Annotated in this window: 25 protein-coding genes; 21 read left to right on the top strand and 4 right to left on the bottom strand. The window is 46.8% G+C overall.

Annotation, left to right across the window (positions count from 1 at the left end):
• The first annotated feature begins 71 nt into the window (after positions 1 to 71).
• From K401_RS0105545 to K401_RS0105515, 7 genes are all read left to right on the top strand, one after another.
• Complete coding sequence (locus tag K401_RS0105545; protein ID WP_024292028.1) at positions 72 to 746, top strand: GntR family transcriptional regulator; 675 nt, start codon at positions 72 to 74, stop codon at positions 744 to 746.
• Positions 747 to 809: 63 nt separating this feature from the next.
• Positions 810 to 1,967: a double-cubane-cluster-containing anaerobic reductase gene (locus tag K401_RS0105540; RefSeq protein ID WP_024292027.1), complete on the top strand. Its 1,158-nt coding sequence runs from the start codon at positions 810 to 812 to the stop codon at positions 1,965 to 1,967.
• A 2-nt stretch (positions 1,968 to 1,969) separates the two neighbouring features.
• Positions 1,970 to 2,725: an acyl-CoA dehydratase activase gene (locus K401_RS0105535; RefSeq protein ID WP_024292026.1), complete on the top strand. Its 756-nt coding sequence runs from the start codon at positions 1,970 to 1,972 to the stop codon at positions 2,723 to 2,725.
• Positions 2,726 to 2,986: 261 nt separating this feature from the next.
• Positions 2,987 to 3,649, top strand: a complete 663-nt coding sequence (locus K401_RS0105530) for an amino acid ABC transporter permease (RefSeq protein WP_024292025.1) — start codon at positions 2,987 to 2,989, stop codon at positions 3,647 to 3,649.
• Between the two features lie 28 nt (positions 3,650 to 3,677).
• Positions 3,678 to 4,553: a transporter substrate-binding domain-containing protein gene (locus K401_RS0105525; RefSeq protein WP_051464011.1), complete on the top strand. Its 876-nt coding sequence runs from the start codon at positions 3,678 to 3,680 to the stop codon at positions 4,551 to 4,553.
• 22 nt (positions 4,554 to 4,575) lie between these two features.
• Positions 4,576 to 5,313: an amino acid ABC transporter ATP-binding protein gene (locus K401_RS0105520; RefSeq protein WP_024292023.1), complete on the top strand. Its 738-nt coding sequence runs from the start codon at positions 4,576 to 4,578 to the stop codon at positions 5,311 to 5,313.
• A gap of 124 nt (positions 5,314 to 5,437) precedes the next feature.
• The gene (locus tag K401_RS0105515) at positions 5,438 to 6,532 is read left to right on the top strand and encodes a DUF871 domain-containing protein (RefSeq protein ID WP_024292022.1); all 1,095 of its coding nucleotides are present in this window, start codon (positions 5,438 to 5,440) and stop codon (positions 6,530 to 6,532) included.
• A 572-nt stretch (positions 6,533 to 7,104) separates the two neighbouring features.
• Here K401_RS0105515 and K401_RS0105510 read toward each other — a convergent pair.
• Positions 7,105 to 7,755, bottom strand: a complete 651-nt coding sequence (locus tag K401_RS0105510) for a GntR family transcriptional regulator (RefSeq protein WP_024292021.1) — start codon at positions 7,753 to 7,755, stop codon at positions 7,105 to 7,107.
• A 293-nt stretch (positions 7,756 to 8,048) separates the two neighbouring features.
• Here K401_RS0105510 and K401_RS0105505 point away from each other — a divergent pair, with 293 nt between their 5' ends.
• From K401_RS0105505 to K401_RS0105495, 3 genes are read left to right on the top strand one after another with little or no spacing between them, the layout of a single operon-like run.
• Entirely contained in the window at positions 8,049 to 9,308 is a 1,260-nt protein-coding gene (locus K401_RS0105505; protein ID WP_024292020.1) for a 3-isopropylmalate dehydratase large subunit, read from the top strand.
• A 12-nt stretch (positions 9,309 to 9,320) separates the two neighbouring features.
• Entirely contained in the window at positions 9,321 to 9,827 is a 507-nt protein-coding gene (locus K401_RS0105500; RefSeq protein ID WP_024292019.1) for a LeuD/DmdB family oxidoreductase small subunit, read from the top strand.
• A gap of 22 nt (positions 9,828 to 9,849) precedes the next feature.
• Positions 9,850 to 11,184: a GntP family permease gene (locus tag K401_RS0105495; RefSeq protein WP_024292018.1), complete on the top strand. Its 1,335-nt coding sequence runs from the start codon at positions 9,850 to 9,852 to the stop codon at positions 11,182 to 11,184.
• 145 nt (positions 11,185 to 11,329) lie between these two features.
• Here the strand turns inward: K401_RS0105495 and K401_RS0105490 are convergent, their stop codons facing one another.
• The gene (locus tag K401_RS0105490) at positions 11,330 to 12,202 is read right to left on the bottom strand and encodes a Cof-type HAD-IIB family hydrolase (RefSeq protein WP_024292017.1); all 873 of its coding nucleotides are present in this window, start codon (positions 12,200 to 12,202) and stop codon (positions 11,330 to 11,332) included.
• Positions 12,203 to 12,620: 418 nt separating this feature from the next.
• On the opposite strand from K401_RS0105490, the gene K401_RS0105485 reads away from it, so the two are divergent.
• The 10 genes from K401_RS0105485 to K401_RS0105435 all read left to right on the top strand — a co-directional run bounded on the left by K401_RS0105485 (position 12,621) and on the right by K401_RS0105435 (position 22,579).
• A complete protein-coding gene (locus tag K401_RS0105485; protein ID WP_024292016.1) occupies positions 12,621 to 13,385 on the top strand; it encodes a nucleoside phosphorylase in 765 nt (254 codons plus the stop codon).
• Positions 13,386 to 13,390: 5 nt separating this feature from the next.
• Positions 13,391 to 14,158 carry a GntR family transcriptional regulator gene (locus tag K401_RS31745; protein WP_024292015.1) on the top strand — a complete coding sequence of 256 codons (768 nt, stop codon included), beginning with the start codon at positions 13,391 to 13,393 and terminating at the stop codon, positions 14,156 to 14,158.
• 107 nt (positions 14,159 to 14,265) lie between these two features.
• Complete coding sequence (locus K401_RS0105470; RefSeq protein ID WP_024292014.1) at positions 14,266 to 15,429, top strand: BMP family lipoprotein; 1,164 nt, start codon at positions 14,266 to 14,268, stop codon at positions 15,427 to 15,429.
• 93 nt (positions 15,430 to 15,522) lie between these two features.
• On the top strand, positions 15,523 to 17,085 hold the full coding sequence (locus tag K401_RS0105465; protein ID WP_024292013.1) for an ABC transporter ATP-binding protein: 1,563 nt from the start codon (positions 15,523 to 15,525) through the stop codon (positions 17,083 to 17,085).
• Positions 17,075 to 18,211 carry an ABC transporter permease gene (locus tag K401_RS0105460; protein WP_024292012.1) on the top strand — a complete coding sequence of 379 codons (1,137 nt, stop codon included), beginning with the start codon at positions 17,075 to 17,077 and terminating at the stop codon, positions 18,209 to 18,211. The genes K401_RS0105465 and K401_RS0105460 overlap by 11 nt, the downstream gene beginning before the upstream one ends.
• The gene (locus K401_RS0105455; protein ID WP_024292011.1) at positions 18,208 to 19,146 is read left to right on the top strand and encodes an ABC transporter permease; all 939 of its coding nucleotides are present in this window, start codon (positions 18,208 to 18,210) and stop codon (positions 19,144 to 19,146) included. Before K401_RS0105460 ends, K401_RS0105455 begins: the two co-directional genes overlap by 4 nt.
• Complete coding sequence (locus tag K401_RS31025) at positions 19,133 to 19,918, top strand: nucleoside phosphorylase (protein WP_024292010.1); 786 nt, start codon at positions 19,133 to 19,135, stop codon at positions 19,916 to 19,918. Before K401_RS0105455 ends, K401_RS31025 begins: the two co-directional genes overlap by 14 nt.
• 131 nt (positions 19,919 to 20,049) lie before the next feature.
• Positions 20,050 to 20,817, top strand: coding sequence for a nucleoside phosphorylase (locus K401_RS0105445; protein ID WP_024292009.1), 768 nt, complete (start codon positions 20,050 to 20,052; stop codon positions 20,815 to 20,817).
• Between the two features lie 46 nt (positions 20,818 to 20,863).
• Positions 20,864 to 21,808, top strand: coding sequence for a nucleoside hydrolase (locus K401_RS0105440; RefSeq protein ID WP_024292008.1), 945 nt, complete (start codon positions 20,864 to 20,866; stop codon positions 21,806 to 21,808).
• Positions 21,809 to 22,030: 222 nt separating this feature from the next.
• On the top strand, positions 22,031 to 22,579 hold the full coding sequence (locus K401_RS0105435) for a MarR family winged helix-turn-helix transcriptional regulator (protein WP_024292007.1): 549 nt from the start codon (positions 22,031 to 22,033) through the stop codon (positions 22,577 to 22,579).
• A 25-nt stretch (positions 22,580 to 22,604) separates the two neighbouring features.
• Here the strand turns inward: K401_RS0105435 and K401_RS0105430 are convergent, their stop codons facing one another.
• Together K401_RS0105430 and K401_RS0105425 are read right to left on the bottom strand one after the other, a co-directional pair.
• Positions 22,605 to 23,816, bottom strand: a complete 1,212-nt coding sequence (locus K401_RS0105430) for a MalY/PatB family protein (protein ID WP_024292006.1) — start codon at positions 23,814 to 23,816, stop codon at positions 22,605 to 22,607.
• Between the two features lie 77 nt (positions 23,817 to 23,893).
• A complete protein-coding gene (locus tag K401_RS0105425; RefSeq protein ID WP_024292005.1) occupies positions 23,894 to 25,234 on the bottom strand; it encodes an APC family permease in 1,341 nt (446 codons plus the stop codon).
• Between the two features lie 663 nt (positions 25,235 to 25,897).
• Here K401_RS0105425 and K401_RS0105415 point away from each other — a divergent pair.
• Positions 25,898 to 26,680: a glycosyltransferase family A protein gene (locus K401_RS0105415; protein ID WP_024292003.1), complete on the top strand. Its 783-nt coding sequence runs from the start codon at positions 25,898 to 25,900 to the stop codon at positions 26,678 to 26,680.
• The last annotated feature ends 8 nt before the right edge of the window (positions 26,681 to 26,688 follow it).

Raw genomic sequence — 26,688 nt, 5'->3', positions numbered from 1 at the left:
ATGCCCGCCTGTCCATTTGGCGGCTGCCTTTGGAAGGCAAAAGAGAATGAATGGGGATAAGAGGTGATACAATGGGGGCTCCGAAATATCAGAAAATAAAACAGGACCTTATGGAAGAAATTAAGGATGCGTCTGTCAATACCCCTATTGCCTCTGAACGGGAACTGGCTGGCCGGTATAAGGCCAGCCGCATGACTGTGCGTAATGCTTTAAATGAACTGGTGGAAGAGGGAGTATTATACAGAGATAAAAATAAAGGGACGTTTGTTGCAGATCAAAGGCTGATGAAGAAAAACACATCGGCGGAAACTCTGAATAAGCCCATAGATGATACCTACGATTACAATGTGATCTATTTCAGTTCCTGCTTTTCCGATGAAACGATGGCTTCTTATCTGGAAATCGGGCCTGAGGACCGGATGATCCGGATCGTCCGCTTAAACCGGAAGAACGGAAAGCCCTTAAGCGTTGAGGAAATCTATTTGATTCAAAGTCTGATCAATGACAGCGATTATAATAACTTAAATAAGCTTTTGGATTTAAAAGGATACATTGACGAAGGCTCGGTCACACAAAAGTTTCTGCCAATTACGGTGCCTGTAAAATATATTAATCTGCTTCATGTTAAGCTGAATACCCCCATCATCATGGTTGAAAGCATCATTGTAAGCAAAAGCGGAACTCCGGTCGTGTATATCAGGGAGTTTAACAACCCCTTTGAAAAGATTATTGAGATAACTACTTAATGTAAATTTAAAAGGAAAGGAAAGTATGGTTATCTGTTTCAAGATATATCATACAAGACAGCTATGGTTCAGAAGAATACGGAATTACCCAGGGTATTTGACAGTTTCGCAGAAGCAAGAAAAAACGGGTTTCTCGCCATGAAGAAACTTAAATGTTCAGGCAAGGGGGTGGTGGGCCAGTTCTGTACTTATACTCCTCTGGAGATTTTTATGGCCGCGGATTTAGTGAGCGTAAGCCTTTGCTCCACCAGTGACGAGACCATACCGGAGGCGGAAAAGGTGCTGCCTGCCAACTTATGTCCCCTCATCAAATCCAGTTATGGCTTTGCGATTACGGACAAATGCCCCTATATGTATTTTTCCGATCTGGTAGTGGGCGAGACGACTTGTGACGGCAAGGTGAAGATGTATGAGCTCCTTGGACAGACCAAGAATGTTCACGTCCTGGAACTTCCACACCGTCAGAACACCCCCGAAGCCAAGGCTCTTTGGCGGGCAGAAATGGTAAGGCTCGTTGAGCGTGTGGAAAAGGATTTCGGTGTTGCAATTACGGATGAAATGCTTAAAGAAGCCATACGCAAGCGTAATGTGGAGCGCAGGCTTTTAAAAGAAGTGTATGAGCTCAGTACCATGTGCCCGCCTCCTATCAGCGGTCTGCGGCAGCTGCAGATTCTCTTTGGTGCCCAGTTTAAGTTTGACTGGCAGGAAAAAGTGGATGAGATACAGAATGCCATTGACAGCATAAAGGAGGCCTATTGCAATGGAGAACGGCCCATTCCGGAACAGGCGCCCCGGATTCTGATCACCGGCTGTCCCATGGGCGGGGTGACGGAAAAGGTGGTAAAGGTGATTGAGGATGCAGGTGCCGTTGTGGTTGCCTTTGAAAACTGCACCGGCGCCAAGCAGATGGACCGCCAGTGCCGGGAGGAGGGAGATCCCATCACCAACATAGCTGACCATTATTTGAACATAGGCTGTTCCGTCATGACTCCCAACCCTAACCGGTTCGAGCTTCTTGGCCGTCTGTGTGACCAATTTCAAGTAGACGGTGTGGTGGAGATGACCTTGCAGGCCTGTCATACCTATGCGGTGGAATCTTATACGGTGAAAACATTTTTAAAGGAAAGGAATATTCCTTACCTTCATCTGGAAACGGATTATGGAACCTCTGACATCGGCCAGCTTTCCACCCGCGCCGGCGCATTTGTGGAGATGCTGTAGCAATGGGGGGCATAACAGCAGGAATTGATTGCGGCTCAGCCACCTGTAAGGGAGTTCTGATGAAGGATAAAACCATTGCGGCTATGTGCGTGAAGCCTACGGGCTGGAGCCCAAAAGAGACGGCAAGGGCGGTCCTTGCGGAACTGATGGAGGAAGCGGGGACAGTCCGTCAGGAGATGCAGGTCATTGCCACCGGGTACGGCAGGGTGGGAATCGATTTTGCAGACAAAGCGGTGACGGAAATCACCTGCCATGCCCTGGGGGCTGAGTACCTTATGCCAGGGGTACGGACGGTCATTGACATCGGAGGTCAGGATTCCAAGGTCATATCGGTGGAACAGGGAAAGGTGGTCTCCTTTCAGATGAATGATAAATGCGCCGCCGGTACGGGCCGTTTTCTGGAGATGTCCTCCCACCGCATGGGTATTGATTTATCGGATTTATCAGAGCTATTGAAAGCTGGTAAATGCTGTTCGCTCAGCAGCATGTGTGCCGTGTTTGCCGATTCAGAAATCGTTTCCCTTCTGGCATCGGGAAAAAGCCGGGAGGAAATTGCCGGGGGGATCCTTCAATCCGTGGCCACCCGCGTCATGACATTGGCGGGCCGCATGGATCTTGCATCTCCGGTGCTTTTAACCGGCGGGCTGTCAGCGCTTTACGGGCTTCCGGCAGCTTTGGAGAGGCAGGTGGGTTATCCGGTTGAGACGTCCTCTCTGTCCCGTTATGCAGGGGCTATAGGAGCAGCCTTAAGGGGATGAGGACAGCCATATCGTATGTAATATATAAATGAATTTACGAAAGTGCTGGGAAACGGAAGATGTATGCCTGATGACCGGCACTTTTTAGTATACCGATAAACATGGAGATTGGAAGTGATGCAGATTTAAGACCTTAATACAGTCTGTTGAGATATATAGAAAAATCAAATATCTATATGCTTTTTTTCTATTAGTCCCTGCCTGAGAAGAATGGTACAATGAAAAATGGTCTTTCAATACATATGAAAGGAGAATACAGAGTTGTTTGATTTCTCTTATTTTCTTGAAGTATTTCCTAAAATTGCGTCAAAGCTGCAGGTGACTCTCAGCCTGACTTTTACGGCGGCTGTTTTTTCTCTGGTTATCGGAATTGTCATTGCTGTCATCGGTTATTACAGAATTAAGGTTTTATATCCATTGACCCGTTTCTACTTATCCGTGCTGCGGGGAACGCCCCTGGTGGCCCAGCTGTATTTCTTTTACTATGGTCTGGCCCGCCTCAGCGAGATCGTGCTGAATATGGAGCCGATGACAGCTGTTGCCCTGGTTTTGAGCCTGAACACGGGGGCCTTTATGTCCGAGAGCATCCGCGGGGCTTTGTTTTCTGTTGAACCGGGACAAAAAGAAGCGGCGGCCATGCTGGGCATGACGGAGCTTCAGACAATCCTGCGGATTGTTCTGCCCCAGGCTTTTCGTGTGGCCCTGCCGTCCCTGTTTAATGACTTGATCAACCTGCTGAAGGCAACATCTCTGGCGTTCATGCTGGGTATACGGGATGTCATGGGACAGGCAAAGAGCGAAGGCGCCCAGTCTTTCCGTTATTTTGAGATTTATCTGGCCGTTATGCTGATTTACTGGCTGCTGGTTCTGGTTCTTACCAGGATCCACAAGGTCCTTGACTGGAAATGCACACAGATGTATTAATCTTTTACCATAAAGGGAGGAAATTCAAATGAAAAAAATGTTACCTTTTTTACTGACAATGACTGCTGTTCTTCTGGCAGGCTGCAGCAGCAGTCCGGCACCGGCCAATCCACCATCTTCGGCGGAATCCACAAAAGCAGCAGCGGATACTACGGGCGCTGCAGATAGCGCAAGTACTGCAGGCGAGACGAACCAGACCCGTAAGGTCATCGTTGCCACCGGTGGTTCCGGGGAGCCCTACAGTCTTCTTGGCGATGACGGCAAGACGTGGACAGGCATTGATGCGGAGATGTGGAGCGAGATTGCCAGGCGTACAGGCTGGGAGGTAGAACCAAAGCAGGTGGAGTTTTCCGCCCTCTTCGGTGAACTGGATACGGGGCGTGTGAACGCAGCGGCAAATTGCTTTGCAACAACGCCGGCCCGTATGGAGAAATACATCACATCCCACCCCTACTATGGAGATGCCCAGTGCATCATTGTCAATGAGGATAAGGCCGATGTAAATTCCTTTGATCAGCTAAAGGGGCTGACCATCGGCGTGGCTCAGGGCCAGGCCTCCCAGGTGTCTGTGGAAGCCATGGCGGAAACCTACGATTGGAAGGTTACAGTTTATGAGACAAGTGATACCGGATACCAGGACCTATATTTAAAGAGAATCGATGCCATGGCAACCACAGACAGCCTTGTTTATAAGTATGAAAACCTTCAGAATATGAAATTTCACATTTTGGATGAGCGCCTTATGTCCAATAACGTTGCCTACTTTTTCCAAAAGAACGACGAGGGACAGGCTCTCTGCGATGAAGTCAACAAGGTACTGGACCAGATGATGGAGGATGGAACCACTTCTAAAATCATTACCAAATGGATGTATTCCGACATGACGAAGCTGATTCAGGAATAACCGGCCAAAGGAGGGGCTTTCCGTGATTGAAATTAACCATTTAACCAAGTCCTTTGACGGAAAGACCGCCATATTAAAGGACATTCATTTAACCATTGGAAAGGGAGAAGTGGTGGCGGTCCTGGGTCCTTCTGGAACCGGGAAATCCACCCTGTTAAGGTGCATAAATTATTTGACAGAGCCTACCGAAGGAATCATAAGAATCGGCTCTGCCAAGGTAGATGCCAGACGGCATACGAAAAAGGAGATAGCAGAGCTTCGAAGCCACTCCTCCATGGTATTCCAGAATTATAACCTGTTTAGAAATAAGACTGCAAAGCAAAATATCATGGAAGCCCTGATCACGGTGGCTAAGATGGATAAAGCTAAGGCCCAGGAGATCGCTTTGAATCTTCTGGAAAAGGTGGGTATGGCTGATCGGGGAGATTATTTTCCGTCAAAGCTTTCCGGAGGGCAGCAGCAAAGAGTAGGCATTGCCAGGGCTTTGGCGGTGAACCCCGACGTGCTCTTATTTGACGAACCCACTTCTGCTCTGGACCCGGAACTGGTGGGAGAGGTTTTGAACACCATACGGGCAGTTGCGGAAGAAGGAGCCACCATGCTTCTTGTTACTCATGAGGTACGGTTTGCCCGCCAGGTGGCTACCAGAATTTTATTTATGGACGAGGGTACCATCATTGCGGACGGAACACCGGAGGAGATACTGGACTTTCCCCGGGATGCCAGGCTTCAGCGTTTCTTAAGCCATTGCCTGAAATAGGGAAATACGCAGCATTTAACCGAATCAGATTGCGAATATCCGCTTGACATAAATGATAGTCAAAAATATAAAAGAAAGGAAAGTATGATGATATGCTTCAAGATATGATCATACAGGATTCATGATGGGAAGACTTGGGATTTCCCTGTATCCGGAGCATTCCACTCCGGAACGGGATAAGGAATATATCAGGCTGGCAGGCCAATATGGGTTTCAGCGGATTTTCACCTGCCTGCTGAGCGTGGGAAATAAGGACAAAGATGAAATCATCAATGAGTTTCGGGATATGATCGATACGGCTCATGAGTCCGGGATGGAAGTGATCCTGGATGTGGCACCTCCCGTCTTTGATGCGCTGGGGGCTTCCTATGATAATCTGGCTCCCTTTAAGGAAATGCATGCCGATGGGATCCGGCTGGATGTGGGTTTTGACGGCATGAAGGAAGCTGCCATGAGCTACAACCAGGAAGGGATGAAGATCGAACTGAATGCCAGCACCGATCCAAGCTATGTGGCCAACATCATGAACCACCATCCCGTGCCGGAACGGATCATTACCTGCCACAACTTTTATCCCCAGAAATATACGGGGGTCAGCCTGGAGCATTTTGATTTCTGCAACAGGGAAATGAAGAAACACGGCCTTAAGGTGGCGGCCTTTGTATCCAGCAACAATGAGGGCACCTTTGGCCCATGGCCTGTGAATGAGGGGCTTTGCACCCTGGAGATGCACAGAGGCCTGCCTATTGATGCCCAGGTGCGTCATTTGCTGGCGACCCGTTTGGTGGATGATGTGATCATTGCCAATGCCTATGCATCTGAGGAGGAATTAAAAGCCTGCTCCTCAGTGACGCCCGGAAAGCTGATGTTTGGCCTTTGCCTGGAAAAGGAGCTGACGGAAACAGAGCGGGAGATCCTCTACTTTGACCAGCAGCACGTGATCAGGGGTGATATCAGTGAATATATGATACGGTCCACATGGCCGAGAGTATCATTTGCGGATAAATCCGTTCCTCCGGCCAATACCCGGGATTTAAAGCGTGGGGATGTTGTGATTTTAAACGACGGCTATTCCCGCTACAAAGGGGAACTGCACGTTGTTTTAAAAGATATGCCAAATGACGGGCGAAAGAATGTAATCGGCCATATACCGGATTATGAACTGGTTCTGCTTAATTATATCGGACCATGGAAAATATTTGGCTTTACAGAAGTGTGATTTGTTTTTAAGAGCAGGAAGAGACAGCACGGCGGTGAGATTCCTGTTAACAGATTCCATGTATTTTGCTCTTTAAATTGAGCAGGAGTTATATAGTGAGGAACAGAAGAAATGTGCCTTGTAATATAATTTAATGTATTTAAAAATATCATCTTGAGCTTGTTCAGGAGTCTCATAACAGACACCTTGAATAAGCTCTTTTTTTGGCCCAATAAAACGATTCTATAAGCCCTTCTTCTTTTTGATTTCCTCTTAAATAAGGTTACAGACAGATTCCGGCCATACCAAATCTGTCTGTTTATCAGCCATGTATTAATCTGTTCTAAATAGAATATCTGATTACTTCCAAAAATAATTACAGCTTTTATCCTGGATTTTCGTTAATAATTACAGCAGAAATCAGCCCGTCCGATTCATGGGTTTTCCTGTATGGCTTTTAACCTTTCATTTCATTCCAGAGCTGCAATCACACCATGAACCAATGCCTCCATATCAAATTAGCCAGTCATGGCGCAGAATGGAGCTGTCAAGGCTTTTCCTCTCTGAAGTAACTCACTTATGATAACTGATATTTATAGCTCACCGGTCTGTTCAAAGCTGCTTAATATATTTTCCATACTTCTGGTAATGTGTTGTTCCATGACTGCCCGCGCTTTTTCTGCATTTTTTTTCTGTACAAACTGCAGCATTTCTATATGTTCCTTTGTTGATTTGATATGATGATCCGCTTCAGAATTGGCTTTTCCCGTACTTGGTCCATTCCACAGTCCCAGTAGAAAATCATATAGCTTCTGGTTATCAGCCGCTTTCCAAATCGCCATATGAAGTTCTTGATTAATATTAATATAGTCCTGGTAAGACGTAGCTTCTGCATTATCTGATATATGGTAAAGCTTGGCCAATAGATCAGAAACCTCCATATTTCTCTTTGCGGCTCTGTAAATAGCTTCGCCCTCCAGCAACGTTCTCATCTCATAATGATTTGTAATAAATTTCTTATCTATTGGCTTTACAATAGCACCCTTGTTCATTCTCAATTCAATTAAGCCCTCGGCAGCAAGAGATTGAAATGCTTCTCGCACGGGGGTTCTGCTAACTCCTAATTCAGATGCAATTCCTGTCAGGCTCAGCTCCTGGCCGCTCTTATATTCTCCGGAAAGCAACGCTTTTTTCAGGATTGATGTTATGCGTGCCCGGGTAGGCATCATTTCTAATGGTTCCATGTTCTCACCTCTATATAAACAGTCTGTTTTTTCATATATCATAATAGCATAAGCTATTTTTGGGTGTCAAACTCGAAATTATTTGATCAGTCTTAAATCAATGATTCCTGTAGAAGTTTTTCGTCAAATATAATAAGTCCCAACAAAGAATATTGTTAAAAAGTAATAAAATTAAAGAGAGAATAAAAACTATAGTTGCACAAACTGTATCAACATGCTATAGTTTACACATCGAAATCGTATATCGTATACGATATACGAAATACGATATACAATAAATGAGGAGGAGAATCATGCATGCAATTGAAAAAATTCTTGCAAAAAACAGCGGATGTTCTGCAGTAAAAGCGGGAGAAATTGTGACAGCAAAGATAGATTTTGCTGAAATCAATGATTTGTATCTACAGACAGTGTATTCCTTCTACGAAATGGGTGGAAAGAAAGTATGGGATAATACCAGGGCAGCGTTTGTCTTTGATCACTATGCACCGGCACCGGATATTAAAAGTGCGGCAAATCATGGGGAAATGAGAAAATTTGCAAAAGACAATGACCTTAAATTCCACTTTGATACCAACTGTGGGGTTTGTCATCAGGTCATGCCGGAGGCAGGGGTTATCTATCCGGGTATGATTGTTGTTGCAACGGACAGCCATACTACAACACACGGTGCGTTTGGAGCGATGGGAACAGGCTGTGGAGCAACAGATATGGCAACCATTCTGATGACCGGGGAATTATGGTTCCGCGTTCCGGAAATAATCGAAGTACGCCTGGAAGGAGAGGCCCCAAAAGGTGTGTACCCAAAAGATGTAATCCTCAGTGTATTGGGAAAGCTGAAAGCAGATGGCGCGGTATACAAAGCAATTGATTTTACCGGAAGTTATGTGGAATCCTTAAATGTTGCCGGCAGAATGGTGATATGCAACATGGCCGTAGAAATCGGTGCAAAGACTGCTTATATGCAGCCCAATGAAAATGTTCTGGAGTATGTATCCAGCCGTGCGGTCCGTCCATATGAAGTTCAGTACACAGATCCTGACTTTGAGTATGAAGAAAGCTATGTATTCGATGTATCGGCCTTAGAGCCATTGTTAGCATGTCCCCACAGCGTAGATAACGTGGATACTCTTAACAATGTTATTTCCGGCAGACCTGTTGAATTGAACCAGGGTTACATAGGAAGCTGCACTGGCGGCCGTGAAGAGGATATTGCAATTGCGGCAGAAATTTTACGCGGAAAGGAAATTCCAAAGTATACCAGATTGGTAATTGTTCCGGCATCAAATGAGGTGATGCAGATCTGCATGGAAAAAGGATATATACAGGATTTAATGAAGGCAGGTGCAACGGTGACAACTCCTGGCTGTGGGGCTTGCCTGGGTGCACATGAAGGTATCATAGCCCCGGGTGAAGTGTGCATCAGCAGTACCAACCGAAACTTCCCGGGACGAATGGGTTCAACTCAGGCTGAAATTTATCTGGCGAGCCCTGCAACTGTGGCAGCAAGTATTCTGAATGGGAAAATTACTGACCCAAGAGATTATTTATAGGAGGGAGTACTTATGAAAACACAGATATCAGGAAAAGTTACAGTTGTTGGCAGCAATATTGATACGGATCAAATATACCCGGGGCGTTTTCTGGCTATCACAGATGGAAAAGAAATCGGCAGCCATTGCCTTGCCGGCGTTGATGAGTCAATAGCTGAAAATTTCCCGGAGGGCGGAATTGTTGTAGCCGGAACCAACTTTGGCTGCGGTTCAAGCCGGGAACATGCGCCGATCGCATTGCTTAATATGGGGGCTTCGGCAGTAGTTGCAGAATCCTTTGCAAGAATTTTTTTCCGTAATTCTATAAATCTGGGACTTCCCCTGATTATATGTAAGGGAATCAGCAAAAAAGTTAAAGATGGTCAGACGATAATGGTGGATATCCGGAAAGGTACGGTTACCATCGAGGAAACGTATGAAGAACTCATTTGCGACAGACTGGGCGATCAGGCAATGAAAATATTAGAAGCCGGAGGAATCAAGCCAATGATGCGTGCCAGATTCGGTGGAAAAGAGTGAAAAATAAAGGGGGTAGTTGGTTATGCCAATGGAATTAGTTTTTTTAATTGGAATCGCAGTTTTGCTGATTTTATGTATTAAGGTTAAGGCAAATGCATTTGTTGCCTTATTAGTGACAGGTTTAATTATCGGCGTTCTATCTGGGATGTCCGGTTCTGACACAGTGGAAGCCTTAACCACCGGATTTTCCGGAACTGTAAAAAGCATTGGTATCATTATTATATTTGGAATTATGCTTGGCAACTACTTAGATGCCGCTAAGGGTACCAACCGCATGGCATTGGATGCGATTCGTCTGGTGGGGCAAAAGCGTGCCGGATTAGCAATGGCAATTACCGGCTATATCGTATCAATACCGGTATTTTCCGATGCTGCATTTGTGATTTTAACACCACTGGTAAAAGCAATCAATAAAAAGACCAGAATTCCTCTGGCCATTCTGGCAGTAAGTTTATCCTCAGGTCTTTTAGCTACTCACGTGTATGTGCCGCCGACACCCGGCCCCCTGGCAGCAGCAGGCCTTTTAGGTATTGACATTGGTGAGGCGATTTTGTATGGAGCTTTTGCCGCTGTATTTATGACGGCATTTGGCTGGATCTTTGCAGAATTATATTTTAAAAAGAAACCGGACAGTTTTTATACATTCCGTGAAGGAGAAGTGCCGGAAGCGGTTGGAGACGACGCGGACGATACCTCTGGTCTTCCAGGAACCCTGGCCAGCTTACTTCCCCTGGTTGTTCCGATTTTACTGATTATCTCTAAAACAACATGTGACATGTTATTTCCGGCAGACTCTTTGGTGGTAACGGTCACCTCTTTTGTTGGTGATTCCAATATAGCACTGGCATTGGGAGCAGTGCTGGCGATCATTACGTTAGGAAGGAGAATGGGCGGTAAAAAAATTATTAAGGTAATGGATGACACATTAAAAGATGCAGGCCCTATCGTATTTATCACGGCAGCCGGCGGCGCGTTAGGACAGGTGTTAAAGGTTTCAGGTGCAGGAGACAGTCTTGCAACTATGGTAATTAATACAGGACTGCCATTTATCCTGATTCCTTTCGTGATTTCCGGATTGTTAAAAGTAGTACAGGGTTCCGGTACAGTTGCAGTGACGACCGCAGCAACACTTTGTGCACCAATTGCCGCCAGCCTTGGTTTGAATCCGATCCTGATTTTTCTTGCGTCCGGTGCAGGGGCACGTGTTTGCTGCCATGTAAACGACAGCTTCTTCTGGGTGTATACGAATTGTATGGGATATGATATGAAAACAGGGTTAAAGACATTATCGATTTCTAATATATTTATGTCCATAGGTGGTTTGGTCGCAACATTTATCTGCAGTTTATGGTTATAGTTTTTTTCAATGATTTAATCAGTACTTAGAGAATAAATCCAATTTATGCCAAAATGCCATAGAAAGAATAGGAAAGATATTCTTTCTATGGCATTAAATTGATTTAAGAAAAGTAAAGAAACTCTTCCTGTTTTTTCATTGGATTTTATATATCTTCCTGAAATACAAGCCTGCGTATGGCCCAGGCCACCCCGTCTTCCCTATTGGATTTCGTATGGTATTTTGCAGCCTCACGGATGCAGGACATGGCGTTTTCCATGGCAACGGTCCAGCCGAATTCCGGTGTGAACATGGACAAGTCATTGTCGCTGTCTCCAAGGACCATTACATCCTCAAGAGAAATTCCCTTGCTCTCTGCATAGGCTTTTAGGGCAGGCCCTTTCTGGGCTGCCTGGTTGGTCAGCTCAATGTTGTTGGGGAAGGAAGATGCCGCAGCCAGATCCGGATAACCTGCGAAAATTTCCTTTAATGCGGCCACCTTCTGGACGGAAAGCCCGTTGCTGCATATTTTAAATACCGTAATATCCTCAGAAAGATCCTTAAGCGAAGAAATAAATGTTGTGGATTCCATCCGCTTTTGTACGGCGTCCTCAAGCTCTCTGGAAATGGAAGCAGGGGATCCGATCCTGCCGCTTAAAAAGGAGTACAATTCCTCCAGTCTCCGGTCTTCCGGGGCAGTGGTATACCGTCCATGGGAGGTCAGGATATCCATATCCACCTCCTGCTCTGTAAGGATTCGTTCAATATCGACCAGATTCTGATGGGTGAGAGGAATCTCATTTAAAATTTCGCCATCCTGACTGTATACGGCAGCTCCGCTTAAACAGATGTAGCCGCATGTGATGTCACAGGACTCCATCGCGGATCTGGCGTCTTCATAATCCCGTCCGCTGCAGATTAAAAATTCTATGCCCGCGCTTTCAAGCCTGCGGATCGCATCTGCATTGGCTTTGGAAATATTGGTCTGAGGGTCTAAAAGGGTGCCATCCATATCGGAGGCGATCAGTCGGATGCTCATGGCAGGTAATCTCCTTATCTGTGAATGTATTCGTATTCTTATACTTAGCTTATCTTAAATCAACCGGTTCGTCAATGCAGAGGGGCCGGAGAGTCCTATTTTCATCAGATTTCATATCCTTGCAATGCATTTTCCCGTTCTTTTTTACAATCTCCACATATCACTTTTAAATCAGGCATGGCTTACATTGTCTTAATTTTTATAATAGTTTGCACAATTATTTAATGAGAAATGTTTCCATATATCTAAATAGTATCTATTAAAAATAAAAAAACTTGTCTTTTTTTATATACTTTGCACTTAAAAAAACGAATTTTGAAAGAAAACCTATTGACAACTTGGCAGCCAAGTGATATTCTAATGCCAACAACTTGGCAGCCAAGTTAAAAGTGATGAAAAACAGCAAAAGGAGGAGAATATGGAAAAATTGAAGATGATGCATATTGGAATCTCCAAAGGCGATGTAGGGCGGTATGTATTTTTGCCGGGAAGTCCGGAGAGGGCGGAAAAGATCGCCTCTTATTTTGATAACCCAAGGGAAATTGCATATAATCGGGAATTCAGGACCTTTGCAGGTGAGCTGGACGGAACTAGGGTGGCAGTAACCAGCACAGGTATTGGAGGGCCTTCCGCAGCCATTGCCATGGAGGAGCTTTACCAATGCGGTGCAGATACCATGCTTCGCATCGGCTCCGGTGCTTCCACTTCAAAAAAGGTAAAGACAGGTGACATTGTGATTCCAAATGGAGCAGTAAGGATGGAAGGCGTGGGCAATCATTACCTGCCTGTGGAATTTCCTGCAGTTCCGGATTTTTCCATGATCAAAGAACTGGAGGCAGCCTCCAAAAGGCTGGACATGCCCTGTAATGTGGGGGTCACGATCACAAAAGCCTCCTTTTACAGCCAGACCCAGCCGGAGAAAAAGCCGGTAAAGGATGAGATCCTTCATAAGTGGAGCTCATATGAGGCAGGCGGAGCCACCTCCACCAGCATGGAATGTTCCACCCTGTTTCTGGTTGCGGCCAGTCTGGGGATCCGGGCGGCCTCCGTATTAGTGAGCGCAACTGATTATAAAAGTACTTCGGCAGAGGACCGGGTACCTCTTACAGAGCTGGAAAACCGGGTGATCCTGGTTGGGATTGAGGCGATGAGAGCCATAATAAAAAATGATTTGGTGGGGTGAATGGTATGATGGACTACAATAAACTGCCGCTTTTGGGAGAAGACATTTCAGAAAGCCTGGTGATACCTAATTACGTAAAAATTTATGATATTATTTTTAATCTGATCGTAGAAGGCGTGATCAAGGCAGGGGATGTTGTTCCAAGTGAAAATAAACTGGCTGATTACTGGAAGGTCAGCCGCGGCACAGTCAGAATGGCTATGAGAAAGCTGGAAGAGGATGGATACATAAATAAGACCCAGGGAAAGCAGGCGGTGGTTGCAACCCATGCGCTGCAATATAAGGATGGCTTCCAGTGGCTGTTTAACCCGTGTATTGAGAACTGTGTGGATACCATTGATGAAATCAGGATTTCCGCCCAGTACCAGCCTTGCGGCGTTTACGTTGCCCATGAGCTGGGACATAAAAAGCCCGGTGATTTAATGGTTCTTAACAACACCAATTATTTTTCCAATGGACGGCAGATGGCAAACACGGTCACCATCTTTGATGCGGAATACATTGAGAAATACCAGCTTGATATAAATGATACGGAAAAGATCAGGGAATTCAGCGTTTATGGGCTGTACCGGCTGGCAAAGCGGGCCAAAACCGTATTCAATGTATTGAACGCGGATGCAGATTCCTATATTGAGGGCATCAACAAAAATGAACCTGTCATCATTGTGGAAGAGATCCTGGTGGATGAAGGGGACAGGCCCCTTAGCTATGTCAAGCACCAGCTTCTGGGAAGCAAATACCGTTTTTCCATGGAGCGTAAGTCTCACTTGTAATTGAAAAGGGGCATACCGGCCAACGGGTTACAGGCAGGAGGGAGAGCTCTTTTCAAATATGCTGCAAAACAAACAGATATGATTCAGCAACAGAGAGGAGAAAGGGAATGAAAAAAACGTTAAGTCTGATTATGGCAGGAGTTCTTACCTGCACCATGCTCACCGCATGCGGCAAAACAAATAACGGCGCACAGAGTACCGGCGGAGCACAGGAGCAAACAAAGGAGACAGATGGGGCAAAGGAGGAGAAGGCATCGGAAAAGCCATTGAAAGCTGTGTACCTGGTAAACGGAAATTTGGGAGATAAAGGCTTTTATGATTCAGCAGCCAGCGGCCTTTACCGCATGAGAGATGAGCTTGGGGCAGATATCAAGGTGGTTGAAATGGGCCGTGATGAAACCAGCTATGAAGGCCATTTTACAGATGTATCCGAGCAGGATTGGGATGTCATCATCGCGGGTACCTGGTCGGTAAAAGAGGTGGCGCAGAATACGGCAGCCCAGTATCCTGACAAAAAGTATATTTTCTTTGACAGCGATGTGGACCGGGACGTGGTGACAGAAGGAAATATGATGGGAATTACATACAATTCCAATCAGGGCTCCTTCCTGGCAGGCGTTCTGGCAGCCCAGATGCTTGATTCCGGAGATGCAAAGATCGATGCCTCCAAGAGAACCTTGGGCTTTATCGGTTCCATGGACGTGGCAAATATCAATGACTTCCTGGTAGGATATTTAGAAGGTGTGAAATATGTAGATCCAAGCATCAAGGTGATCCCTTCCTATGTGGGTTCCTTTGAGGATGTTCCCAAATGTCTTGAAATGACCACTCAGTTATATAACCAGGGCGCGCAGATCGTATATGCACCGGCTTCCCAGAGTATTCTTGGTGCGGCAACAGCGGCCAGCAACGTTGATAAATACTTAATCGCCTGTGACCAGGATTTATATACCCAGTTAAAGGAAACCAATCCTGACATCGCAAAGAACATCCTCACATCGACCTTAAAGAATGTGGGCGATTCCCTGGTGACAGCGGCAAAAGGTCTCATAGACGGTTCCATGACCTGTGACGAGACCTATGCCCTGGGCCTTGACAGCGGTGCAGTTGGTCTGGCTCAGAATGATAATTTTAACTCCATCGTTACGGAGGATATCAAGAAGAATCTTGAAGCAGTGAGGGACAAGATCATCAAGGGTGAAATCACAGTAGGAAGCGCCATGAAGATGACGACGGAAGAAGTCTCCGCATTGCGTGACAGCATGAAATAAGCCTGTTATTGAAACCATAGGGCAGCAGCAAAATAAAGGCGTCCGTATATTTTGCTGCTGCCCTTTCCAGAAGGATTTTTAAGGAGTAATAGGATGGAAGAGAGAAAAGAAGTATTGCGGGTGGAAAATATTGTTAAAGTATACTCCAACGGCGTAATGGCGAATAAGGGGATCAACTTCTCCGTTCATGCCGGAGAGATCCATGCCCTGTCCGGAGAAAACGGGGCGGGAAAATCCACTTTAATGAAAATCATTTTTGGCGAAGAACAGCCGACCTCAGGAGATATCTACGTCAATGGTGTGAAAACCATCATTACTTCTCCCCAATTAGCCATCAGCCTGGGGATCGGAATGGTACACCAGCATTTCATGCTGGTTCCCTCGCTAACGGTTGCGGAGAATGTCATCCTGGGGGTTGAACCTACAAAGGGTCTGCTGATCAACAGAAAGAATGCTCACAAGCAGGTGGAAGAGATGGCGGATAAGTTTAACATGCAGGTGAGTCCCAGGGCAAGGATTGAGGAGCTGACAGTGGGTCAGAAGCAAAAGGTGGAGATATTAAAGGCATTGTTTCGCGGGGCGAAAATACTCATTCTGGATGAGCCTACTGCAGTACTCACTCCACAGGAAACCACGGAATTATTTGAGGAGCTGAAAAGGCTTAAAAACAGCGGCTATACCATAATTTTCATTTCCCATAAGCTGAACGAAGTAAAAGAGCTGTGCGACAGGATCTCCATCATCCGCCAGGGAAGGTCCATGGGCCTGTATGATATGAAAGATGTGACGGAACAGGACATCTCCAACCTCATGGTGGGAAGAGACGTAATTTTAAACATAGAGAAAAACCCGCCAAAGATCGGCAAACCCACCATTAAGGTAAAGAATTTATCCATTGCCGGTGAGAATGGGAAAACTTATGTAAACAATTTATCCTTTCTTTTAAGAGAAGGGGAGATCCTTGGGATCGCAGGCGTGGAGGGCAACGGCCAGTCAGAACTGGCGGAGGCTCTGACAGGGCTTCGTAAATATAATTCCGGTTCCATTAAACTGTGCGGCAAGGAGATTTCCGGATGCAGCATCCGGGATATACGGGCCCTTTCTGTTTCCCACATTCCGGAAGACCGCATGACAACAGGCGTGGCTTCAGCTCTTTCCATTACGGAAAATACTCTTTCAGATAAAATTTCCTCTAAGCAGTTTTCAAAGCGCGGGATCATTGATAAACGCAGAGTAAAGCAATACGGCCAGGATATGGTAAGAGATTATCAGGTGCTGTGCAAGAATCCCGATGTGAGGATCGACAGCCTTTCAGGCGGAAATATCCAAAAGGCAGTGCTGGCGAGAGAATTGTCCAGCGATCCCAAGGTCATCATTGCCAACCAGCCTACCAGGGGCGTGGATGTGGGCGCCACCGAATTCATCCGGAGAAGGCTGATTAAAATGAGAGACAGCAAGAAATCCGTATTGCTCATCAGCTCGGACCTAAATGAGGTGCTGGGGTTATCCGACAGCATCATTGTCATGCATGAAGGCCAGATCGTGGCGTATTTTCCTGATGCAGGGAAGATCAGTGAGCTGGAACTGGGAAAATATATGCTTGGAATTGAAAAGCAGTCTGATGCAGAGATAAAGGAGGTATGTCATGGACAGTAACAAACGAATTCACTTAATCGTGGATCTAACAAAGCTGCTGATCACAATTTTGGTATCCTGCGGTCTGGTCACTGCGATTGTATTAGGAACCAGTTCTGAGCCAATGAACGCTTTTTTCAGCTTTTTTGTCGGTCCCTTCACTTCCTTCCGCCGTATCGGAAACATTGTGGAGGCAGCCTCTCCGTTAATGTTTACGGCCCTGGCCGTTATATTGATCTTCGGAGCCGGACAGTTCTCCATGATCGCAGAGGGCGCTTTTTTCATCGGGACTCTTGGTGCAATGATGATTGCCACCTCCGTGCCGCTGCCTGCGGGAATCCATTCGGCGGTTGCACTGCTGGCGGCGGCGGCCATGGGTGCTGCCGTGGCCCTGATCCCAGCTCTGCTAAAAATGAAATGGCAGGTTTCAGAAGTGGTGACCTCGTTGATGCTCAATTATATCGTCCAGTTTTTTGCAATCTACATGGTGAGCTATTATTTCCGTGAGATCAGCAGTTCAAGCCTGGCCTCCATTGCATTTCTGGACACCTCCCTGCTTCCGGTGATCATAGGCGGCACCAGGATTCACGTCGGAATCGTCCTTGCGGTCGTTCTTTGCCTGTCCACTTATTTCCTGCTTTTTCGCACTACCTTTGGAATGAAGCTGAGAATTGTAGGAAACAACCCCAAGTTTGCAAATTACTCGGGAATAAAGGTCACCGGCGTTATGGTGGCCTCCCAGGTAATTGCCGGAGCCCTTGCAGGAGTGGGAGGCGGCGCGGAGCTTTTGGGCATGTACACCCGTTTTAAATGGACCGCAAGCCCCGGATATGGCTGGACCGGAATTGCCGTGGCCCTGCTTGCAAGAAACAATCCCCTTCTGGTGCCTCTGGCAGCCCTTTTCATGGGATATCTCAATGTTGGGGCAAACATTATGGCAAGAAACAGCGATGTCAGCAGCGAAGTGGTAAAGATCATCCAGGGAGTCATGATACTGATGATTGCAGCCGAGGCTCTGCTTAAGAAGTGGAAGCAGAAAATGATCGTAGAGGCTGCAAAGGCAGAAACAGGAATGAAACACCCTGCGGGTATACCACTATGTCCAAAAAGCGTGGAGGGTAATAATGAAAGGAGAAATAGTAAATGATTGATTATTCATTTATCGTGGATTTCCTTTTTATGTGGATCCGTGTGGCAACTCCTATTTTACTCACTGCCCTGGGTGCGGTGATCTGCGAAAGAACGGGAGTGGTCAATCTTGGATTGGACGGAATCATGCTTATTTCGGCCCTGTTCGGGGTTTTAGGAAGCGCCTGGGGAGGTAATCTGTTTTGGGGGATCGTTGCAGGCGTTGGTGCTGCCCTGGTTGTAAGCGGGGTTTTTGCATACTTTCATCTGATGTTAAAGGCTAACGCCGTTTTGTGCGGCACGGCAATCAACACCATTGCAGGCGGGCTCACGGTCTTTGTGCTCCAGCTGGCAACAGGAGAAAAAGGGTCCAGTTCATCCTTAAAAAGCTATAGTTTTCCGGCAGTCCGCATTCCTGTTATAAAGGATATTCCCGTGCTGGGAGATATTTTATCCGGCCACAATGTGGTTACATACTTTGCCTTTCTCATGGTGATCGTGATTTCGGTATTTTTATACCGTACTCCAATGGGACTTCGGATGAGGGCCGTAGGGGAAAATCCCAGCGCAGCTTCCAGCGTTGGGCAGAATGTGGTTAAGATCCGGTTTTTGGCCATTTTATTATGCGGTGTAATGGCAGGAATGGGAGGAATGTATTTATCCATGGGCTACTTATCCATGTTTACCAGGGACATGGTGGCAGGCCGGGGTTTTATCGCACTTGCCGCCTGCGCCATGGGACAGGCAAGCCCTGTGGGAGCCTTGATCTCCTCCATGGTGTTTTCCTTCTTTGACGGCCTTTCCAATATCCTGCAGCTTTTACAGATCCCGTCGGAATTTGTACAGATGCTGCCTTATGGGGCCACCATTTTAGGCCTGACCATTTACTCGATCCAAAAACAGAGACAGAAAAATAAGAGAAATAGGGAGATGCAGCAAAATGTCATTAAATAAAGATGAAAAAACCATTGGAAAAAGACAGTACCACATTCATTTAAGTCCCGGAGATATCGGTGAATATGTTTTGCTTCCAGGCGATCCGGCCCGTTCTGACCGGGTGGCAAAGCACCTGGAAAATGCTGAACTGATTGCCAATAACCGGGAGCACCGAACCTTTACAGGTTATTATAAAGGGGTAAAGATTTCCGTCACCTCTACGGGAATGGGCTGCCCTTCGGCAGCCATTGCAGCAGAAGAACTGATCAATATCGGCGCAAAATGCCTCATCAGGATCGGAAGCAGCGCGGCCTTGCAGGAAGGAATAAAAATAGGCGACTTAATGATCTCCACCGCATCCATGAAAAACGAAGGCACCTCCAGATTTTACGTGCCGGACTGTTTCCCGGCTGTACCGGATTTTGACTTGACAAGAGTGCTGATCGATACGGCAAAGGATCTAAAGGAGGAGATTTCCGGCAGCATCTATTACGGCATCAATGCCAGTGATGACGCGTTCTATGGAGAAACAGAGGAATGGATTGAAAAACTGTCAAAGCTTGGCTGCTTAAATGTTGAGATGGAAAGCTCTGCCCTTTATACAGTCTGCCATCGCAGGAAGGTAAGAGGAGCCATGATCAGTGCCGTCTCCGGCAACATTGTCACAGGTGAAGTGATCTATGAAACGGAGAATACAGGGCTGGCATCCGGCTGGGATGATGAGATCCGTGTGGTGCTGGAGGCAATTTACCGTTTCCATAAGGAAAACCGGCAGGATATTCCATTATAATAGGAAGATACTCGGTGTGGTTTTCCTGAAGCTCAAAGAATATAAACGGGAAATAGAAAATACCCTGGGGGTATCCCTTCATGCCCGGAAAGCATGGGCAGATAATAGGAAAAGTCAGGAGAAGACAGGATATGCAGGAAAAGAAGATGATGCATTTAAGCGTTACCAAAGATCAGATAGGGCAATATGTATTTTTGCCGGGAAGTGTGGAACGGGCAGCCAAAATAGCAGCTTATTTTGATAATCCGGTGAAAATAGCCCATCACAGGGAGTATCTCACTTACACAGGAACCCTGGCAGGAGTCCAGGTCTCTGTAACCAGCACCGGGATAGGCGGACCTTCTGCGGCCATCGCTGTGGAGGAGCTGTATGAATGCGGCGCTCACACCATGATGAGGATCGGTTCCTGTGCTTCCACCTCTCCCAAGGTTAAGGTGGGAGATGTGATCATTCCCAACGGAGCGGTGAGAATGGAGGGAACAGGGCTTCACTATCTGCCTGAGGAGTTCCCGGCTGTGCCGGATTATGAGATGGTAAAGGAGCTGGAGGCTGCCGCGAAGAAACTGAATATTCCTTATAATATCGGAGTGACGATTTCAAAGGATTCTTTTTATACAGAGGTTTCCCCTGAGACAAAACCGGTGTATTATGAGCTGAAAAGCAAGTGGGAGGCTTACGAAAAGGGCGGAGCCACCAATTCCAGCATGGAGTGTGCCACCTTGTTCCTGGCAGCGGCCTCCCTGGACATCAGAATGTCTTCCGTCATGATCAGCGCGACAAATTACAGGAGCTACAGCAATGACGATAAGGACTACCCAAGAGAATGGGAGGACAGGGCGATTCAGGTTGGGATTGAAGCGATGACACAGATTATAAAAAAGGATATGGCAGTCTGCTGATTGGGAATATCCGATTGACTAAGCCGTGGGAAAGGAAACAGAATCGATGAAACATATTATAGTGGATTGCGATACGGGCATTGATGATTCAATCGCCATACTATATGCTTTAAAAAGCAAAAAGCTTCATATAGAGGGCTTTACCACCGTATATGGCAATACCTCGTCCATGCAGGCGGCGGAAAATACACTTCGTCTGATCAAGCTGGCTAAATGCGGTTATGACATACCTGTCATTGTGGGCGCCAATGAGAGCCTGACCGGAGAGGTGGAGCCTTACCCTGTCCATATCCATGGAGAAAACGGGATCGGCAATGTGGAATTGCCGGTATCAGAACAAATGCCTTTGAATGAGGAGGCAGCGGACTTTATCATAAGAAAGGCAGAGGAGCTTGGGGGAGATTTGACCATTGTTACCCTGGGACGGCTGACCAATATTGCGGCAGCTTTAGAAAAGGATCCCAGGCTTCCCTATAAAATAAAGCACATGGCAGTCATGGGAGGGAACTTCCACAAGCCCGGTAATATCAATGTCTATGCGGAAGCGAATATCTACGGAGATGCAAAAGCCTCTGATATTGTGTTCCGGGCGGGCTTTCCCATGACAGTGGTAGGTCTTGACGTTACCATGGAGACCTTTCTGTCTGCCCGGGATATTTCCCTCCTTGGAAAGTACTGCAGGGAGGAAAACCGGGAGATCGTGGAGTATATGCAGTCTGTCCTGGAATATTACTTCAAGTTCAGCTATGAGTCCATGGGCAGTCTGGACTGCTCCGTGGTCCATGATCCTTTGGCAATGTTGATTGCCGAGGATCCCTCCATTGGAGAATACCGGATGGCAAGGGCTGCGGTGGAGTATGAAAATGAGGAATTCCGCGGCATGATCAAACTGGATGAAGGCTTTATTCCGGTCTATGATCATGAAGAGATCCATTACTGCGTCCGGGTGGATTCTGGTCTGGCAGTCAGGAGGCTGCTGTCAGTTTTTTAGAGTCATAGAAGAAGGAATCCGTTCCTTTCACTGTCAATGTGAGGACGGATTCCTTTTTTTATTCTGCAAAGATTTCAGGCTGACAGCCCGGAAGGTAAATTCTTCCAGAAGGAAAAAAAGCTACTGCTTGCACGATTTAAGAATAAGTGGTAACATTATCCAATAGGGCGGCTGGAAGTTTGCCCATAAATGAAGAAGCTGCTGTACATGTGGGAGGAAATTATGAGTGAAAACCAACGATATGAGCTGTACTGTGAGTTGATCCGGGATTTGGATACGGGGTGCGGACTCATTATGGAATATGATTCGCTGTTACATGATTATAAGGGAACCACTCTTTATCAGGCGGAGGCCCAGATCTTAAAGATGGTGGGTCAGCAGCCCGGCATCTCCGCCGCCGAGTGTGCCCGGACCTTAAATAAGACTTTAAGCGCCTGCTCTCAGCTCATCAAAAAGCTGCGGGCCAAGGAATGGATTTTACAGAAGAGAAACGAAAGCAATAACCGGGTCTATAACCTCTACCTTACCGAATCCGGGAGGGAGCTGTTTTTAAAGCACCAGGAATTTGAAAGCTGCTGTTATGAACGAACCTACCACTTACTGGATTCTTTTACCGAGGAAGAGCTTCAGATCTACCGGAAAGTCCAGCAGAAGTTAAACGAAGGTTTTATGCTGGACGTGAAGGACAGCCGGGAATTTAATAACGACCTCTCCCTGAGGGCCAAAAAGACAAGCCCGGCAGGTGAAAAGAAAAAAACGGCGCACAGCTGATATCATTTAGCTGTGCGCCGTCTCTTTAGCTGAGAAACACGTATTCATTCAGCCGCTGGAAGGCCTCTTTTACCTGGCTTAAGGGAAGGGCCAGATTCAGGCGGATGTGGTACGGTCCGTGAAACATCTGTCCGTCCTGCCAGGCCACACCTACGGCCCAGCCGGCCCGCTCTAACTCCTCAATGGTCTTTCCGTTTTCTTCACACCACCGGCTGCAGTCCAGGAACATCATATAGGTGCCTTCCGGTTTTGAAAGGCTCACTCCGTGAAAATGCTCCCTGATATAATCATAGGCGTAATCCACATTGGCGGTGATGACCTGGCACAGTTCGTCGACCCATTCATAGCCCTCGGACCGGTAGGCCCCTAAAAGGGCATGCATGGACAGCACGTTCATGTCGTTGTAATGGGATAAGGAGGATTCCTTTGCCACCCGCTCCCGAATCCATTTATTGTAGATAATATGATAGCTTCCCACAAGGCCTGCCAGGTTAAAGGTCTTGGAGGGAGCGTATAACGCCACCGTCCGTTGGCTTGCATCCTCGCTGACGCTTTGGGTAGGGATGTGCTCATGGCCTGCCAAAATGATGTCGGACCAGATTTCATCGGAAATTACAAAGACATTATGCTTTTTGTAAAGCTCCATGGCTTTCTCGATTTCCCATCTCTCCCATACACGGCCGCAGGGATTGTGGGGAGAACAGAAGATAGCGGCATGAATCTTTTTTTCCACCAGTTTTTTCTCCATGTCTTCAAAATCCATGCGCCAGATGCCGCCCACATCCAGTTTTAATGGACTGTGGACGATGTTGTAGCCGTTGTTTTCCACGCACATGGTAAAGCCGATGTAGGTGGGAGAATGGAGGAGCACATTATCACCCTTGGAACAGAATACGTTCAAGGCGCTGATTAAGCCGCCCAGAACCCCGTTTTCGTAGCTGATGGCCTCCTTTGTCAGGCCGGTGACGCCGTTGCGCTTCTCGTGCCAGCTGATGATGGAATCATAATACTCGTCAGGCGGAGTGAAATAGCCGTAGGCCGGGTGCTTTGCCCTTTCAATCATCGCCTCCGGTATGGTGGGGACAGTTGGAAAGTTCATGTCCGCTACCCACATGGGAATGGCGCCAAAGCCCTCTCCCGGCGGCTCCGGGGTAAAACCTGGGTTCGTCCCCAGTCCGTCAACTGCGATGGAATCCTTTCCGTGCCGGTCCATGATGCTGGTAAAATCGTATTTCATAGTAACTTATCCATCCTTTCTGGCTATATCTTTTTAAATTATATTTTTAAACTATATTTTGACAGAAGCGGCCCTCGTCATGCCTCTTCGTAGCTGACCTCCACATGCGCCTGTTTGCTGCGGAGGAAAGAGAATACAAAGGAACCGGCGATGACTACCACGTTTAATAATATTAAAGTTGTAGATAAGGTTGAGGCATTGAGAATAATCGCAAAAATTGCGGAAGCAGCTCCAAGAGCCGTAATCAATGTCATGGCGCTTTTTCCAACCTTAAACTTAGAATTTTCCCATGCCTCCGGGCAGACCTTGGGTATCTTATAGACGCATATGTTAATCATCAATGTAATGACCCCGTTGGCGATCAAGCACATATTGCCTAAGACCGCAACGCTTAAGCCGGTCAGAATGCAGACCGCGGCAACCAGGTAGAGAATGGTGAGGATGATGATTGGAGTGTTGTACTTGGATAGCCTGGCAAGCCTTGCCGGAAGCCAGCCGTCATCGCAGGCCTGCATGACGGGCTTGGGGGCCCAGGCATATTGGGCGTTTAAGGTGGAGATCAGGGCAAACCCGGCTCCGCATACGATGAAAAATATGTATAGAGGACGGCTTAAAATCTTATCCGCCACCAGGGTTAAATTCTGGCCTGCCACCTGTTCCAGCGGAAGCACTCCTGCCGCTACGAATGCGATGATGCCGTAAAGGACTGCCACCGCCAGTGTGGAAATGATCATGACCAGAGGAATGTCCCTGGTAGGCCTTTTGGATTCTGCAGAGAGGTTGACGATGCAGGAAGCGCCTCCCACCGCAAAGGTGAGCAGCCCGCCTGCCTGCAAAAGCCCAAGCATGCCTCCCGTCATAAAGGTGGATTCCGCAAAGTACCCTGGCTCAATGTCCCCCACGCCAAAAGCTGCAAACACGCCTAAGGCCAGTATCAGTCCCATGACGATCAGGTTCTGGATCCTTGCGAATTTGTCAATGCCAAAGCAGTTGAGCACATAGAAGAGAGTCAATATGGCCAGTGCGATCACTTTCTCATTGCCAATGCCGAACAAAGAGATGAAATAGCTGGCAAAGGAAAGTCCGTACATGGAGATGGATAAATTGGAGAAAATAAACATGATGGTATAAGCGCCTGCGAATTTTTCTCCTGTCAGCATGGCGACCATGGTATACTGCCCTCCCCGCAGACGGACGGTGCCCGAGATCAGGATTACCGGCAAATACTGGCATACCGTGATTATCGCTGCCACCAGAAAGGCCAGAGGAACCGAGCGGCCGGTCATGGCTATGGCCGCGCCCAGCAGGGTCATGATGCCTGCACCGATGATCTGTCCTACGGAAGCTCCCATTAGATCCCAAAAACCGAGTACCTGTTTTAATTGCTTTGTAGAGCTGCTGCATTGTGAATCTGACATAGCTATACCCCCTTGAGTATGAAAGTTTAAAATGCGCATGTATTGTAAAAGCGGGCCCGCTTTTATCCATGAAACAAAATACTTTCCCCGTTTGCACCGAAAAGACTTATTTATCCTTCCATTGTCAGATTCCTTTTGCTTCCGGCGCAGCAATACTGTTTAGCTGTTAATTTATAAACCTGCTTAACTATTTACATGATAAATATAATTGTGTCTTTTGTCAATAATAAGTTTTTCGTATTTTATTTTTTGTATATAGTGCATAAAATTTCCTCGTTTTTTTCATGAAAGCTCCTAATAAAGAAGCAGTCATCGGCTGCCTGGAATCCGGACTTTTCCGGTTTGCCTTCTTTTCCTTACCTGTTTCGGTAAATTCATTGCTGTATTATAAGATCAATCCAGAGGCAGGCAGAGGGGAACTCTGCAAGCATGGAATGGAATTCTTTCAAAATAATGAATATGGTGGAATGTTATACAGTTTTTATGGTATAATCATAGCCAGACAATAACAAGCCCATTTGAGGTACAAGGTTGAAAGAAAACGTGGTTCAACCTTGAGCTTGTGAACAGCGTGCCCTGCTTTACCGGGCACAGGGCGCCCCGTTTCATTGGGCGTCAACTGAATATGCAGGCATATCCGCTTGATTCATTAGGAGACATAATATGAAACCACATGCATTTGCGGTCTGTGCATATAAGGACTCGCCCTATCTTGAAGCCTGTCTCCGTTCTCTCCTGAAACAAAGCGTCAGGTCAGAGATCATCATATGCACATCCACGCCCAGCCCTTTCATTGAAAGAATGGCTGACAAGTACGGAATCCCGTTGTTTGTGCGGCATGGAGAAAGCAATATACGGGAAGACTGGAATTTTGCTTATGACCGGGCTTCCGCCCGTTTTGTTACCATTGCCCATCAGGACGATCTATACCAGAAGGATTATGTAAAGAAGCTTCTGGAGAGCTATGAGAAATACCCGGATATGACGCTGTTTACGGGGGGATATACCGTGATCAGGGGAAACCGGCCGGCAGTTTTTGAAATGGTGGAGTTTATTAAGCGTTTTTTAAGAATTCCCCTTCGTTTCCGCTCCATCAGCCATTTGTCCTGGGTCAAAAAAAGCGTTTTGATGTTTGGAAATTCCATCTGCTGTCCTGCATGCGCATATAATAAGGAGCAATTAGGAGAGTCTCTTTTTACCTCTCCTTATCGTTTTGCCCTGGATTGGGATACCCTTTATCAGCTATCCGGGCTGCCCGGCCGTTTTATCTGCGTGGAAAAACCGATCCTGTATTACAGGGTCCACGGAGAAGCGACGACAAAAGCCTGTATTGCGGACAAAAGCCGTATCAGGGAAGAAACCGATATGTTTTCGAAGATGTGGCCAAAACCGGCAGTAAAGGTGCTGATGCATTTTTACCGGAAGGCTTATAAGGAATATGAATGAACGGAAGA

Source organism: Lacrimispora indolis DSM 755 (genome assembly GCF_000526995.1).
Classification (GTDB): domain Bacteria; phylum Bacillota; class Clostridia; order Lachnospirales; family Lachnospiraceae; genus Lacrimispora; species Lacrimispora indolis.
This window is presented reverse-complemented; position numbering and strand designations above follow the sequence as displayed.